Source organism: Synechococcus sp. PCC 6716, from assembly GCF_022570815.1.
GTDB lineage: Bacteria > Cyanobacteriota > Cyanobacteriia > Thermosynechococcales > Thermosynechococcaceae > Thermosynechococcus > Thermosynechococcus lividus.
On record NZ_JAKLTU010000008.1, the window covers coordinates 33,707 to 45,991 of the forward strand.

The 12,285-nt window shown below is 53.5% G+C and carries 18 protein-coding genes; 3 read left to right on the top strand and 15 right to left on the bottom strand.

Annotated features, from left to right (window positions below; genetic code table 11):
* Positions 1-335: 335 nt before the first annotated feature.
* The 8 genes from L5220_RS05990 to L5220_RS06025 all read right to left on the bottom strand — a co-directional run bounded on the left by L5220_RS05990 (position 336) and on the right by L5220_RS06025 (position 7,386).
* Positions 336-1,499: an RNA-guided endonuclease InsQ/TnpB family protein gene (locus L5220_RS05990; RefSeq protein WP_499572335.1), complete on the bottom strand. Its 1,164-nt coding sequence runs from the start codon at positions 1,497-1,499 to the stop codon at positions 336-338.
* A 187-nt stretch (positions 1,500-1,686) separates the two neighbouring features.
* Positions 1,687-2,478: an RNA polymerase sigma factor SigF gene (locus L5220_RS05995; RefSeq protein WP_499572337.1), complete on the bottom strand. Its 792-nt coding sequence runs from the start codon at positions 2,476-2,478 to the stop codon at positions 1,687-1,689.
* Positions 2,479-2,667: 189 nt separating this feature from the next.
* Positions 2,668-3,498, bottom strand: coding sequence for an undecaprenyl-diphosphate phosphatase (locus L5220_RS06000; RefSeq protein ID WP_099798102.1), 831 nt, complete (start codon positions 3,496-3,498; stop codon positions 2,668-2,670).
* 64 nt (positions 3,499-3,562) lie between these two features.
* Positions 3,563-4,285 (bottom strand): DUF4079 domain-containing protein, encoded by a 723-nt coding sequence (locus L5220_RS06005; RefSeq protein ID WP_499572339.1) that lies wholly within the window; start codon positions 4,283-4,285, stop codon positions 3,563-3,565.
* Between the two features lie 80 nt (positions 4,286-4,365).
* Positions 4,366-4,929 carry a signal peptidase I gene (lepB, locus tag L5220_RS06010; RefSeq protein ID WP_499572341.1) on the bottom strand — a complete coding sequence of 188 codons (564 nt, stop codon included), beginning with the start codon at positions 4,927-4,929 and terminating at the stop codon, positions 4,366-4,368.
* 94 nt (positions 4,930-5,023) lie between these two features.
* A complete protein-coding gene (sds, locus tag L5220_RS06015; RefSeq protein ID WP_499572343.1) occupies positions 5,024-5,995 on the bottom strand; it encodes a solanesyl diphosphate synthase in 972 nt (323 codons plus the stop codon).
* Positions 5,996-6,089: 94 nt separating this feature from the next.
* The gene (locus tag L5220_RS06020) at positions 6,090-7,181 is read right to left on the bottom strand and encodes an ABC transporter ATP-binding protein (RefSeq protein ID WP_448514336.1); all 1,092 of its coding nucleotides are present in this window, start codon (positions 7,179-7,181) and stop codon (positions 6,090-6,092) included.
* 52 nt (positions 7,182-7,233) lie between these two features.
* Positions 7,234-7,386, bottom strand: coding sequence for a CAB/ELIP/HLIP family chlorophyll-binding protein (locus L5220_RS06025; RefSeq protein WP_499572345.1), 153 nt, complete (start codon positions 7,384-7,386; stop codon positions 7,234-7,236).
* A gap of 224 nt (positions 7,387-7,610) precedes the next feature.
* Between L5220_RS06025 and L5220_RS06030 the strand changes: the two genes are divergently transcribed.
* From L5220_RS06030 to L5220_RS06040, 3 genes are read left to right on the top strand one after another with little or no spacing between them, the layout of a single operon-like run.
* The gene (locus L5220_RS06030; protein WP_499572502.1) at positions 7,611-7,691 is read left to right on the top strand and encodes a hypothetical protein; all 81 of its coding nucleotides are present in this window, start codon (positions 7,611-7,613) and stop codon (positions 7,689-7,691) included.
* Entirely contained in the window at positions 7,675-8,001 is a 327-nt protein-coding gene (locus L5220_RS06035; RefSeq protein WP_499572347.1) for an RNA-guided endonuclease InsQ/TnpB family protein, read from the top strand. The genes L5220_RS06030 and L5220_RS06035 overlap by 17 nt, the downstream gene beginning before the upstream one ends.
* Positions 7,961-8,146, top strand: coding sequence for a zinc ribbon domain-containing protein (locus tag L5220_RS06040; RefSeq protein WP_499572349.1), 186 nt, complete (start codon positions 7,961-7,963; stop codon positions 8,144-8,146). Before L5220_RS06035 ends, L5220_RS06040 begins: the two co-directional genes overlap by 41 nt.
* Before the next feature lie 54 nt (positions 8,147-8,200).
* On the opposite strand, the gene L5220_RS06045 is transcribed toward L5220_RS06040, so the two are convergent.
* From L5220_RS06045 to lpxC, 7 genes are all read right to left on the bottom strand, one after another.
* Positions 8,201-8,653: a diacylglycerol kinase family protein gene (locus tag L5220_RS06045; RefSeq protein WP_448527720.1), complete on the bottom strand. Its 453-nt coding sequence runs from the start codon at positions 8,651-8,653 to the stop codon at positions 8,201-8,203.
* Positions 8,654-8,853: 200 nt separating this feature from the next.
* Positions 8,854-9,375, bottom strand: coding sequence for an rRNA maturation RNase YbeY (gene ybeY, locus L5220_RS06050; protein WP_499572351.1), 522 nt, complete (start codon positions 9,373-9,375; stop codon positions 8,854-8,856).
* Positions 9,376-9,377: 2 nt separating this feature from the next.
* On the bottom strand, positions 9,378-9,533 hold the full coding sequence (locus L5220_RS06055) for a DUF3285 domain-containing protein (RefSeq protein WP_099798855.1): 156 nt from the start codon (positions 9,531-9,533) through the stop codon (positions 9,378-9,380).
* Between the two features lie 33 nt (positions 9,534-9,566).
* Positions 9,567-10,061 carry a tRNA (cytidine(34)-2'-O)-methyltransferase gene (locus L5220_RS06060; RefSeq protein ID WP_448514127.1) on the bottom strand — a complete coding sequence of 165 codons (495 nt, stop codon included), beginning with the start codon at positions 10,059-10,061 and terminating at the stop codon, positions 9,567-9,569.
* Positions 10,062-10,083: 22 nt separating this feature from the next.
* Complete coding sequence (lpxA, locus tag L5220_RS06065; RefSeq protein ID WP_198406237.1) at positions 10,084-10,890, bottom strand: acyl-ACP--UDP-N-acetylglucosamine O-acyltransferase; 807 nt, start codon at positions 10,888-10,890, stop codon at positions 10,084-10,086.
* Between the two features lie 12 nt (positions 10,891-10,902).
* Positions 10,903-11,367: a 3-hydroxyacyl-ACP dehydratase FabZ gene (fabZ, locus tag L5220_RS06070; RefSeq protein WP_099798853.1), complete on the bottom strand. Its 465-nt coding sequence runs from the start codon at positions 11,365-11,367 to the stop codon at positions 10,903-10,905.
* A gap of 33 nt (positions 11,368-11,400) precedes the next feature.
* Positions 11,401-12,282, bottom strand: coding sequence for a UDP-3-O-acyl-N-acetylglucosamine deacetylase (lpxC, locus tag L5220_RS06075; protein ID WP_448527719.1), 882 nt, complete (start codon positions 12,280-12,282; stop codon positions 11,401-11,403).
* Between the last annotated feature and the right edge of the window lie 3 nt (positions 12,283-12,285).

Genomic DNA, 12,285 nt, shown 5'->3' on the forward strand with positions numbered 1-12,285 from the left:
AGTCAAGCTCATAAGTAACCCCATATTGACAAAAAAGATTAAGCCAGGAGTCGTCGTCATGTCACGGTGGGGAAAAACACATTTTTGGGGTTTGTTGATAGGCGCTATCGGGGCGATCGCTACTGGCTACAGCAGTGCTGGTGCTGTCCCTGCTGAGGCAACCCTGAGTCGTGCCCCTGACACAGAGCCGTATTTACCATTGACGATTGCTCCCCCCACAATGGCATTACCTCCTCTGGGGGATGCTGCTAATTTTTTACCCGCCTTAGAGCGTAAGATTGTCCTGCGGTTACGGGAGCGCCGTGTTTTCTTGTACGAGGGTAAACTTCCCCGCCCTAGAAGGGCGAGGCTTTCTGTAGCCCTCCGGCTATCTCGCAAGCCAGCCAGGAGCCTCCAGGCAGCGTTACGGACTGCCCCAAAAGCGCAATATTGATTGCTCCATTTAGGTCTGCATCACCAATCCATCCGCAATGCCCACACCTGAACTTTTTTTCAGTTCTCAACCCAATATGCAAGCAACAATGGCAGGTTTGACTGGTATAGGCAGGGGGTACAGCAACCACCTCAACTCCTTCCTTGATACCCTTGTATTCCAGGAATTGTCGCAACTGATAGAACGCCCAACTGTTCGACCGTCTCCGCTCGGTCGTGTTTCTCGGTTGCTGGTTGATTCTATCGCGAATGCCGGTCAAATCCTCGATAGCAACAATGGCATGGAGGTGTTTTGCTTCACGAATGATGGATGCACTGATGGAATGATTGAGCCATCGCTGAAAACGTCTCTCCCTCCCCGACAGCCGTTGCAGGACTTGTCGGCATCGACGCCGACTCGACCGTGTGCCCTTCGAGGCTTTTTGCTGGAGCGATGCTCTCACTTTGGCGAAATGATCTCGGACTTGATTCAACTGCTGAGCATCCCAACCGTTATCGGTACTAGTTTTAGCAATTTCACGCCGACCGAAATCAACGCCAATCGCCTTGTCCGACCGAATGGGTTCAGGAGCGTCGTCGCTCAGTTGAATGTGGATGTAGTATCGTCCATCTCTGTGCTTGCACAGTTGAGCCGACGTGGGTTGACACCCCTTCAGCTTGCCGCGCTGGTAGTGTCCTATGTCCAGTTTGATGTGTTCTCTACATCCCAGCAGGGTCAGGCTGACTGTCCAATCCGTCTCCCGAAAAGAGAAGATTCGGGCATCATAGTCTGCCGAAGTTGGACGAAACGCTTTGACCGGTTTGCCCTTCACTTTGGCTGTTTTTCGATTCGCCCCAACCCTGGCACAAACCCTGACTGCCTGATTAGCACTCAACCCAAACTGTTCTCGCAGGTCGTTATAGACCAACGACAACGACTGAATCGTTGTTTTGCTGGTTGTTTTGGGTTTGACTCGCTCATTGGCATAGTTGCAAGCAGCAGCAAACGCCTGAAGCACTGCCTCAATCTTGGCATTTTGTTCAGGTGTGGTTGCAAGTTTGCAAACTAGTGTCAGAGTTTGTTTCATCCTCTTATATTTCCACATGTAACTATGAAAAACAAGCGTACTAAACCTGGCAATTTCGGGGGTATTGACCCCCTCTCAATTGCCGCTCCTGTCCCTCCCCGACCTGAAGGTGCGGGGCTTCTCGGAGGTTTTCTGTGACGCACTTTTATCTTTTATAAAAAATAAAATCCATCGAGGTTAACTGGCATCACTCTTTATCATCTGCTGCCATCATTTGCTGGAGCGCACGCAGGCCTTTTTTAATTTGCCGAGATACGGTTACGGCACTTAAACCGAGTAGCTCAGCAGTTTCTTTCTGGCTTAAATCGTGGAGAAAGACAAACTCTAAAATCTGACAGGTGCGGCTTTCGAGTTTCTGGAGGCACTGCTGCAAACGCAACCGATCTTCTTGGGCTAACTGAAAGCTTTGGTACCGTTGGTCAGGGACAATATCGCCAAGGGACGCTCCTTCGTCCTCGCCTTCAACCGTGGGAGCATCCAAGCTGATAGGGGTGGCATGGTAGGTAGCTAACTTGGCAGCTTCCCATTCTTCAAGGGGTACCTCAAGGGCATGGGCAATTTCACTGTCGGTAGGACAGCGGTTGAGTTGTTGCCGCAGGTCTTGGCTAACGCGCTTGGCTTGGTACTGCAAGGTGTACCATCGCCGTGGTACACGAATTTGTGGGCTTTTATCCCGCAGGTAGTGCTGGATTTCACCGCGGATATAGGGCATGGCAAACGAGCTAAAAGCTACCCCTTTACTGGGGTCAAAGCGCTCGATCGCCCGAATTAAGCCCATACAGCCAATTTGCATTAAGTCCTCAAAGCTCTCCTGAGAGAACTGCACCCAGCGATAGGCTTCTTTGCGGACTAACCCTAGGTTAAGCTGCACCAGTTGATTGCGCAGTTCTAGTGTTGGTGTTGCTTGATAGGTCTGTAGTAAGGATAGGGTCGAAGTTTTTAACTCGGCATTATCGCTGTTGAGGGTATGCAGTGGCATAGGCTACACAATCTCTTGGTAATCTTACAGTTAACAACCCCAGCAGTGCTGAGGTAAATGGCACACCCGATCGCTGCCTCTCAGCATATTAAGTCCATACTCCACGATCCCATACCTTAGTATGAGTACACATCCGTGATTCTGCTGTGATCTTGACCACAGGCTAAATTAAATTTTTATTAACCCCTCCTAAGTGGCAGCCTGTAGCGATCCGAGGGCGATCGCCCCCCAGAGGGCCACCCCCAACCCAATGCGGTACCAGATAAACACCCACGTTGAGTGCCGCTGCAAAAATTTTAAGAGCCAAGCAATCGCTAAATAGGAAAACACCATGCTTGATACAATGGCCACCAGTAGGGGAATAAACAAGGTGCCCTCCTCAAACACATCTTTGGCCTGTACCAACGTCGCGATCGTCAAGGTGGGAATGCCCAGTAAAAAAGAAAAACGAGCCGCCGTTTCCCGATTCAGCCCCAAAAAGAGCGCCGTCGTTAAGGTTGACCCCGATCGCGATGCCCCCGGCAACAGGGCGATGACTTGGCCACAGCCCACCAGAATGCCATCCCAAATGCCAATGTCCTGATAGGCGCGCTTGCGAGATCCGAATTTTTCGGCTAACCCCAGCAGAACTGCCATGGTGATCGCCATGGTGGCAATAATCTCTGGAGTATCCAGCACCACCTTCGCTTGCTTCAAAATAAATCCCACCCCTAAGGCAGGGAGCGTACCAACAGTAATGCCGATCAAGAGCTTCCACTCATCCCGCTGCCAGTCCTTTTGCTGCCATGCCTGCCACGCACCCATGACAATTTGGCGAAGGTCAGGCCAAAAGTACCAGAACACAGCAATGACACTACCAAACTGCATGGCATCCAGTGCTGTCTTGTGCCAAACGCCCTTCCAGCCCAATACATCACTAAACAGAATTAAATGAGCGGTACTGCTGATGGGCAAAAACTCCGTGATGCCCTGAACCAGTCCCAAAACAATTGCTTGCAGCCATGTTACCCAATCTGCCATCCATACCTCCGGTCATCCCCTTTTAGACAGCGGGAGGATGCCAACCCGTAGTATTGTATCGGCATTAGGGGGACGGACAGGTCTTAAAGTCCGGTGAATTGACATCAAAATTACACTGATACACCACTGGCGCTTGCCAGCTTAAGGGAATTTCCAGCAGATCGCGAGTGCCGGTAATGCCTTGCAAAAGAAACAACGCTAAGGCAACGGTATTCAGGCCCATGTGAATGCGTCGCCACGTTAGGGTTCTATCTTGATAAATGTCACGGACAATCGCCACCGAAAAAATCATTAGCATGACGGCCACTAAACCAAAGTAAAAGTGGGATGCCCACCACTCATCATCCCGCCGGAACACCCCGGGCTGAAAGGCTAGAACCACCMCCCCCATGCCGGAAAGGGTGGCAAACACACCCCGCCATAGCGGCGACTGCGCCCGGTACAGCAGCGCCGTTGCCCCAATGGTGACGATAAACATTAAGGCGACTAAGATGACTGAGAGGGGCTGCAGGGTATTAGTTTCTGCTTGCATCAAAAAGCCCTGAAAGCCAAAGATCACCGAGTAGGCTAGAGCCACGAGGGTGATCCCGACAACTCCAGCCGCCAACAGATTGCCCAACTGAACGTGGAGCGACCCCACGGTCGGTGGAATTGTTGATTTCGTGGCCAGCCGCCGCTCACGCGTTTGCAAGGCAAAGAAGGTGGTGATGCCAATCACCGGAAAGACAAAGGTGCAGGCAAGGATGGGGTGCAGCAGCAGAATAATATCTTTGAGGTTGAGAAACATTGTCCTGAAGCCGTTGAGTGTGCAACAAACAAATCGGTAGCATCACTGTTGCCGCTCGATGGTGGCGTTGGAGCGCTGCGCTAGGACAGGGCTCCCGCGTGGTTGAACGGCCAGTAGCAGGCGATCGCCCGACCAATGACATTCTTGACAGGTAAAACCCCCCAGATGTGCGAGTCATTACTATGATTGCGATTATCACCCATGACGAAGAGGGTGTTGGCTGGCACAGTGAGGGGGGGCATGGTATAAACGGGCGGCTCTGCGATGTAGGGTTCTTGCAGGGGCTGATGGTTCACCCATACTTGACCATTCTCTACCGCGACTGTATCCCCCGCCGTGGCAATAACTCGCTTAATGAGGGCTTGATCGCGACTGTAGCCCATAGTTTGCAATAAAGGTGGCGCATAAAAGACAACAATATCCCCTATCTGGGGCGGTCGGTGGCGGTAAGTAATTTTTTCAACCACAATGCGATCGCCTGGCCAGAGGGTTGGCTCCATTGACTCCGAGGGAATAAACCGCGACTCCGCCACAAAAAAACGCACCAGTAGGGTCAGCAGTACAGCCATCACAATGATCAGAATATTGGCCTTTAGGGACTGCCAACGAGATGGGGGGGATGGTTCAGTGATGGAGGAACCCATGGGCTAACGGTGAGAGGGCACTCCCTATTGTATCGGATTAGCTTTCGCCCCTGCCCTGAAAACAGGCCTTGGCTAGCTCTAGATCCCTGCAACCTTAGTACAACCGCTCCAGCACATAGTCGGTTAACTGACTAAGGGCGTGACGCGGTTCAGACGGGGGCAGCACCTCAAGGGCAGGCAGGGCAGCCTTAGCATACTGTTTGGCGAGGTCGCGAGCTTCTTCAATGGCACCACTTTGGCGCACTAGGGTAAGGGCGGTATCGAGATCCCCCTCTTCACTAAATTCGCGCTCAATGAGGGTGTGTAGGTAAGGTGCCCGCGGCAGGGCAAATAAAACGGGTGCTGTCAAGTTACCGTCCCGCAAATCGGAGCCAGCGGGTTTCCCCAGCTCTGTGGTGGAGCGGGTAAAGTCAAGAATGTCATCCACAATTTGGAAGGCTAATCCCAAGTTTTTGCCGTAGGTGTACATGGCTTCGATGGTGGCAGCGGGTGCTTCACTCAGTACGGCTGCTGCTTTGGCACTGTTGGCAATGAGGGAGGCGGTTTTGTAGTAGGTCTTTAGAAGATAGTCGTCAAAGGTGAGGCTCGTATCAAAACGGTTAAACCCTTGGCGAATTTCCCCTTCAGCAAAGTCTTTGATCACTTGTGACAGCAGTTTCACAACTTCTAGGTTATCGAGGTCAGCAAGGTACCATGAGGCTTGGGCAAAGAGGAAGTCTCCGGCTTGAATGGCAACCCGATTGCCAAAGACACTGTTGACCGTGGGTACCCCTCGCCGCAGTTGTGCCTGATCGACAACATCGTCATGAAATAGGCTGGCGGTGTGGATCATTTCTGTAATTTCCGCAAGGCGGCAGTGACGCGCCGTAATGGTGTGATCCGGTAGGGTGGCGCGCGAAACCAAAAAGACAATGGCAGGACGGATTCGCTTCCCATTGGCAGCAAGGAGGTGTTCGGCGGCGGCGGACAGTACAGCGTGTTGCGCCCCAATAAGTGCTTTGAGGTTCTGTGTCAGTACACAGAGGTCTGCTTCAACGGGCGAAAAAAGAGAAGTTACCGAAGTCATGGACGGGGTGGCCGCATAAGTTACGAAATTTTACAGAATCCTAGTTGTATTCTAAGCGAACCGTCCAATCTTGGGTAAGGGTCAGGCTCAATTTTCAGGGAGTTGTCCGATTGAGTGACCTACCAGTGGTGGCATCAAAGAGGTATAGGTGGGGGTCGGCAACCGTAAAGCGCAGGCGATCGCCCAGTTGGGGAATCCACCCCCTAGGGGCAAGCCACAGTAGCTCCAACTCGCTTTCTAGCAGTTGGCAGCGAACAATTGCTTCTCGTCCTAAGGGTTCAACAAGGGTGGCGATCGCCCCTAGACCTTCTTTGTGCTCAAAGGGCTGAGGCTGCAAGTGCTCTGGGCGTAGGCCAACCACAAGGGCTTGGTCGGGCTGAAGCAGTGGTTTATAGAGGGCGGGGCACGGCAATTGTTGATCCTTAACCCACAGGGTTTGGTCATGCCAACGCGCCGACAACAAATTCATGGGTGGACTGCCCAAGAACCGCGCCACCATCGTATTGGCGGGTTGTTCGTACAGGCTGGCGGCAGTGCCAATCTGCTGTATCTGTCCGCGATCTAGGACAACTAGCTGATCCCCCAAGGTCATGGCTTCCACTTGGTCATGGGTGACGTACAGGGTGGTAATCCCCAGCCGCTGGTGCAACTGCTTTAACTCAGCGCGGGTGTCCTCCCGCAGTTGGGCATCAAGATTAGAAAGCGGTTCATCCAGTAAAAAAATTTGGGGCGATCGCGCCAGCGCTCGACCTAAAGCGACCCGCTGTTGTTGGCCGCCGGAAAGTTGACGGGGTTTGCGCTGCAAGAGTGAGTCAATGCCCAGCATTGTGGCCACCTGCTGCACCCGCTGCTGCCGCGTCGTTGCGTCTGCGCCCCGCATCTTTAGGCCAAAGCCAAGGTTTTCAGCGACGCTCATGTGGGGATAAAGCGCATAGTTCTGGAACACCATCGCCACATCGCGATCGCGACCACTGAGGTCATTCACGCAGCGATCGCCAATATAGATCTGACCACTGGTGGGCTGCTCAAGACCCGCAATTAGGCGCAAAAGAGTGGACTTACCACAGCCAGAGGGACCCACAATCACCCATAGTTCCCCCGCAGGAACGGTTAAGGAAATAGGCCCAATACCTCCGGATGGGTGAAATCGCCGGCAGACCTCACTTAAGCGCAGCGTTGCCGTCATGCCCTCCTCCAGCAGTTTCCCATGGCCAATGGCAAGCAGCGGCTCACCTGATCTAACGCAGGCCTAACCACGTAAAAAAATCTTGGCGTGTCAGCAGTTCCAGCACTAATAGTGCCATAAACCCTACCATAGCAAAGCGTCCGTTCATTCGCTCTGCGTAGCGAGACCAACCAAACTGGGGGGACAATTCCTCAGGCTCGTTCATCACTACCTCCAAGAAACCCTGCCGTTTTAGGGCAGGGAGGGACAGGAGCAGCAACTGAGGGAGGCTCGACGCCTCCGAAGTTGCCGTACAGGGGTACTAGTCTCACAGAATTTACAATATTTTACAATATAATGTAGGACATGGAAAAAGCTTACAGCTACCGCTTCTATCCCACTGCCGAATAGGAATCGCTCCTGCGTCGAACGTTGGGTTGTGTGCGCTTGGTGTATAACCGTGCGCTAGCGGCAAGGACTGAAGCTTGGTATGAACGACAAGAGCGATTTGACCTTGCCACCTTCCACTAACGCTGTAGGCTTGGATGCAGGGATTAGCAGCCTCATCACCCTGAGTACAGGCGAAAAGGTTGCCAATCCCAAGCATCTTGACCAGCGAGACAAACAACTGCGACGGGCACAAAAGGCATTGAGTCGCAAGCAAAAGGGGTCTCGCAATCGAGAAAAAGCACGACTTAACCTTGCTCGAATCCACCAACAGATTGCCAACGCCAGACAAGACCATCTGCACAGGGTAACGACGCGGCTCATCCGTGAAAACCAAACGATTGCCGTTGCCTGTGCGGGAGTGGTATTGTCCCAAGTGTGGAGTCCACCATGACCGAGATATGAATGCAGCGATAAACATGTTGGCCGTGGGACACACGGTGTCAGTCTGTGGAGCTAACGTAAGACCTGATGAGCACACGCTCCAAGGGCAGTTGCGCAAGTCCAGCAATGGAAAGAAGCAGAAACCTAAGTCGTGAGGCTTGGGAATCCCCGCTGCTTGTGGCGGGGAGGATGTGAACGAGAGTTCAACCCTAAAACAGCGTTCCCAAAACAGGATAGACCAAGGGCGGTAAAATTAGGGCGGCGGCAACCGCTAGTGCGGCGGTAGCGCCCACAAGGACAGCACCTGCAGCACAGTCTTTGGCAATACGGGCGAGGTCATGGTACTCCTTGCCAACCGTGAGATCTACCACTGCCTCTAGGGCGGTATTGATGAGTTCTAAGCCCATCACAACGGCAATTGTGAGGGTAATGACTGCCAGTTCCACCGGTGACAACCTTAGAAGGCTACCAAGGGCGATCGCCGTCACGGCAATAGCGGTGTGAATCCGGAAATTCCGCTGAGTTTGGAATGCATACTGCACCCCTGCCCACGCATAGCGGAAACTACTCATTAAAGACGTAGCCACCCGATAGGAGCGCTGTCGCAGGTGTAGTGTTCCACTCGTTTTTTCTGCGTAGGCCGCAAGTAATTTTTGTGTCATACCCTTATCCATCACACCGGTGCTAAAGAAACCAACCCCACAGCCTATGGCAGCAAGAACAGAAGCTAACAGAGGTACTCACCATACCCCTCTCACTCTAGGATGCTCTCTAGGACAACAGGGAAACAGGCCATAGTTCACACACCCTAACAAAAAAAAGTTAAAAACCTGCTATGTAAACGCTAACTATTTAAGCACACTCATCCCCCTTTCGTTTGATCATCATGCACGTAATCGCCAGAGAAGATCAAGGGTGGAGGCGCTAAACCCACTGCCTGCAAGCACTGCGCTTGTTGTGCCAGCATGGCTGCTAACTGTGTTGCATCTGGGTGATCCCAGCCTAAGAGGTGTAACAAACCATGAGAGGCCAACCATGCCACTTCGCTAAGTGGCGGGTGCTGACCTACCTGAGCCTGTTGCATAGCAGTCTCCACAGAAATAATGACATCTCCGAGGTACTCAGGTTCCCCAGGGGCGAGGGATACCCCCTCATCCCTTGTGGCAAAGGCCAGAACATCGGTGGGTTGGTCGCGATGGCGAAACTGGTGGTTGAGGCGTTGAATTGCTTGATCCGATGTAAAGCGCAGTGTTAGTTCATAGCTGCGGGCACTCGCGGGTTCCACCATGTGTAGCCATATCTGTAGCCACTGCTGCCAAGGCAATGCCGCCAGATCAATCCCCGGCAGGGGCTGATGCACTTCTACATAGACGGTTACGCTCATGCTTAGCGGGTGAGATAGGATAAGCTGACGAGCACTGCCAGTAACCCCAAGCTCGTAAGGGCAAAGTGGGTCAGAGATTTACCGCCCTTGCGTACCATATTGCGCATGGCTAATTTAACGTAGCTCGGCTTGGCATCTGGGGTAGGAGAGTTGGTCATGGGGTATTTTCTATAGATATGAGGACTCAAGGATTAGTGTAGCGACTTGGGGGGGAAATTCCCTGCGTGGTGCTGATGGAGTTGGCGGTAGGCTTCCATCAAGGCGATCGCCACCGAGGCAGAGAGGTTTAAGCTCCGCACGGCAGATTGCCACATGGGAATCGTGAGATAGGCATCGCAGGTCTGCAAGACGGCTTCAGGAATGCCATCGGGTTCGCTGCCAAACACCAGCCAATCGGTGGGGGCAAACCGAAAATCCCAGTAGAGGGTTTCCGCCGCCGGTTCAAAGGCGATGAGTCGCCCGCCCATGGAGGATTGATGTGTTTGCAAAAAGGTGTCCCAACCCGTGTGGCAATAGAGTTCCACGTAGGGCCAATAGTCGAGACCGGCACGCTTGAGGTAGCGATCGCTCAGTTCAAACCCCAACGGCTCAATCAGGTGCAAGGGGGTCTGAGTCGCTGCGCAGGTGCGGGCAATATTACCTGTATTTGGTGGAATTTGCGGATGGACAAGGACAACAGCGGGCATGGGATCAGCAAACAGCATCCAGCTAGTCTAGGGTGGAGCGCCCACTGGGGGTTAAGCCGCGCCGCCCTTCTTCGCGGGCATAGGTTAAAAACCGCTGCAAATGATCTAAGTGTTCAGAGGGTGGGAGCATCCCTAACTGGGCGATCGCCTCTGTCAAGGGTAAATCCCGACGGTAAAGAATACGAAACGCCTCTTTGAGATCTCGCATCTCACTGTCACTCACCCCAGACCGCCGCAGTCCCACTTGGTTGAGGGCACGCACCCGGGCAGGGTGACCCTCCACAAGCATATAGGGGGGGACATCCCGATCTACCCGTGCCATTGCTCCCACCATCGCCAACCGGCCAATGTGGACAAACTGATGAATCCCCACCATGCCACCAATGCGGGCTTTGGATTCAATGCAGACGTGACCAGCGATAGAGGCTGCGTTGGTAATCACGACCTGATCTTCAATGACGCAGTCGTGGGCGACATGAACGTAGGCCAACAGCAAGTTATGATTGCCAATGATCGTTGCATCCCCCTCGCCATTGGCACGGTTAATGGTCACATACTCGCGAATCGTGTTGTAATCCCCAATCCGCAGGGCACTGTTTGCGCCAGTATATTTTTGATCCTGCGAGATAGTGCCAATCACTGCCCCCGGAAAGATGCGGTTTCCCACCCCTACATCCGTTGGGCCTTCAATAATCACGTGCGCGCCAATTTGCGTATGCGCCCCCACTCGCACCTGCTCGCCAATAACCGCATAGGGACCCACTTGGACGGTAGGATCCAGTTCAGCGTTGGGGTGAATAACGGCAGTAGGATGGATCAGCGTTTGCATCATTTGTTCTGACTAGTCCACAAGGGAGAACATCATCTCGCCTTCACATACCAATTGGCCATTGACTTCAGCACGGCCTTGCATTTTGCCGATACGCTGCTGCTTCACCACGAGCAAGTCTGCGCGCAGAATTAACTGATCCCCCGGCACAACCGGTCGCCGAAAACGCACCTTATCAATCCCCGCGAAGACTGAGAGCTTATCTTTCGCCCAGTCCATTTGCATCAGCACCACCCCCCCCACTTGGGCAAGGGCTTCGACAATTAACACCCCCGGCATAATAGGGCGACCCGGAAAATGCCCCTGAAAAAATGGTTCGTTGATGGTTACGTTCTTCAGCCCCACGGCATACTTTTGGGGGACATAGTCAATCACCCGATCCACAAGGAGAAAGGGATAACGGTGGGGGAGTAACTGTTGCAGGTCGGTAACACTCAGGACGGGCGAGGTGGGAGGCAATTCGGTCAAGGTGGCCATAGACAGTCGGATTGGCAATGAGGGATAAACAAATCATAGGCGAGAATGGGTGCTAGCTGGGGACAGACGGGGGGCGATCGCCCTTGCCAGTTGAGTATGCAGGTGATGGCTGGCTTTGTAGGCCACGTAATGGGCAGTGGGGGGAACCCCCAAAAGAGCCAAATCGCCCCAGAAGTCTAGTAGCTTGTGACGCACTGGTTCATCGGCAAACCGTAGTGGTGGATTGAGCCATCCTGTTGCACTGCACACAAGGGCATTGTCTAAACTCCCGCCTTGAATCAAGCCTTGGGCACGCAAATACTCCACCTGCTCAGCAAAGCCAAAGGTACGCGCGGGGGCAATCTCTGTTGCTAGCTCGGCAGGGCTAAAGCTACACCACTGACGACCAATGGCTGCATAGGCAAAGTCAATCCCGTAGCTTACCCGGGTTGCGGGAGCAGGCACAGCACTGACAAAGGCGTCGCCCTCGTAAAGGGTAATGGGTTCTCTGAGCGCACCACAGGGACGCTGTGCCTCCTGTGCCGCCAGCCCCACAGCGAGTATGCCATCCAGCCATGGTTGCGCTGAGCCATCGAGGACAGGAACTTCCGCCCCTGACACTTCAATGACGACGTTGTCCACACCGGCGATCGCCAGTGCTGCGAGTAAGTGCTCCACCGTGCGAACACTTGCGCCAGCGCCTACCAGCTCTGTGGCCAATTGTGTCGATTGTACGTGGTCAATCCGGGCAGGAATCTTGGGGTGCTGAGGTAAATCTACCCGTACAAAGCAGCGACCGCTGTTGGCTGGGGCTGGCTGCAGGGTGACGCTAACCTCACACCCAGAGTGCAAGCCAACCCCTGACCAGTGCTGGGGTGCCGCCAAGGTGTGTTGGCACGACGAGTCAACCGCAGTTGGCAATGGTGCAGTGTGCATCTT

Coding starts and splice junctions, on each gene's coding strand:
- lpxC (WP_448527719.1), bottom strand. CDS start 12,282: ATGCACACTGCACCATTGCCAACTGCGGTTGACTCGTCGTGCCAACAC.
- L5220_RS06025 (WP_499572345.1), bottom strand. CDS start 7,386: ATGAACGAGCCTGAGGAATTGTCCCCCCAGTTTGGTTGGTCTCGCTAC.
- L5220_RS06000 (WP_099798102.1), bottom strand. CDS start 3,498: ATGGCAGATTGGGTAACATGGCTGCAAGCAATTGTTTTGGGACTGGTT.
- sds (WP_499572343.1), bottom strand. CDS start 5,995: ATGACTTCGGTAACTTCTCTTTTTTCGCCCGTTGAAGCAGACCTCTGT.
- L5220_RS06020 (WP_448514336.1), bottom strand. CDS start 7,181: ATGACGGCAACGCTGCGCTTAAGTGAGGTCTGCCGGCGATTTCACCCA.
- L5220_RS06060 (WP_448514127.1), bottom strand. CDS start 10,061: ATGCCCGCTGTTGTCCTTGTCCATCCGCAAATTCCACCAAATACAGGT.
- lepB (WP_499572341.1), bottom strand. CDS start 4,929: ATGGGTTCCTCCATCACTGAACCATCCCCCCCATCTCGTTGGCAGTCC.
- lpxA (WP_198406237.1), bottom strand. CDS start 10,890: ATGCAAACGCTGATCCATCCTACTGCCGTTATTCACCCCAACGCTGAA.
- L5220_RS05995 (WP_499572337.1), bottom strand. CDS start 2,478: ATGCCACTGCATACCCTCAACAGCGATAATGCCGAGTTAAAAACTTCG.
- L5220_RS06045 (WP_448527720.1), bottom strand. CDS start 8,653: ATGACACAAAAATTACTTGCGGCCTACGCAGAAAAAACGAGTGGAACA.
- ybeY (WP_499572351.1), bottom strand. CDS start 9,375: ATGAGCGTAACCGTCTATGTAGAAGTGCATCAGCCCCTGCCGGGGATT.
- L5220_RS06055 (WP_099798855.1), bottom strand. CDS start 9,533: ATGACCAACTCTCCTACCCCAGATGCCAAGCCGAGCTACGTTAAATTA.
- L5220_RS05990 (WP_499572335.1), bottom strand. CDS start 1,499: ATGAAACAAACTCTGACACTAGTTTGCAAACTTGCAACCACACCTGAA.
- fabZ (WP_099798853.1), bottom strand. CDS start 11,367: ATGGCCACCTTGACCGAATTGCCTCCCACCTCGCCCGTCCTGAGTGTT.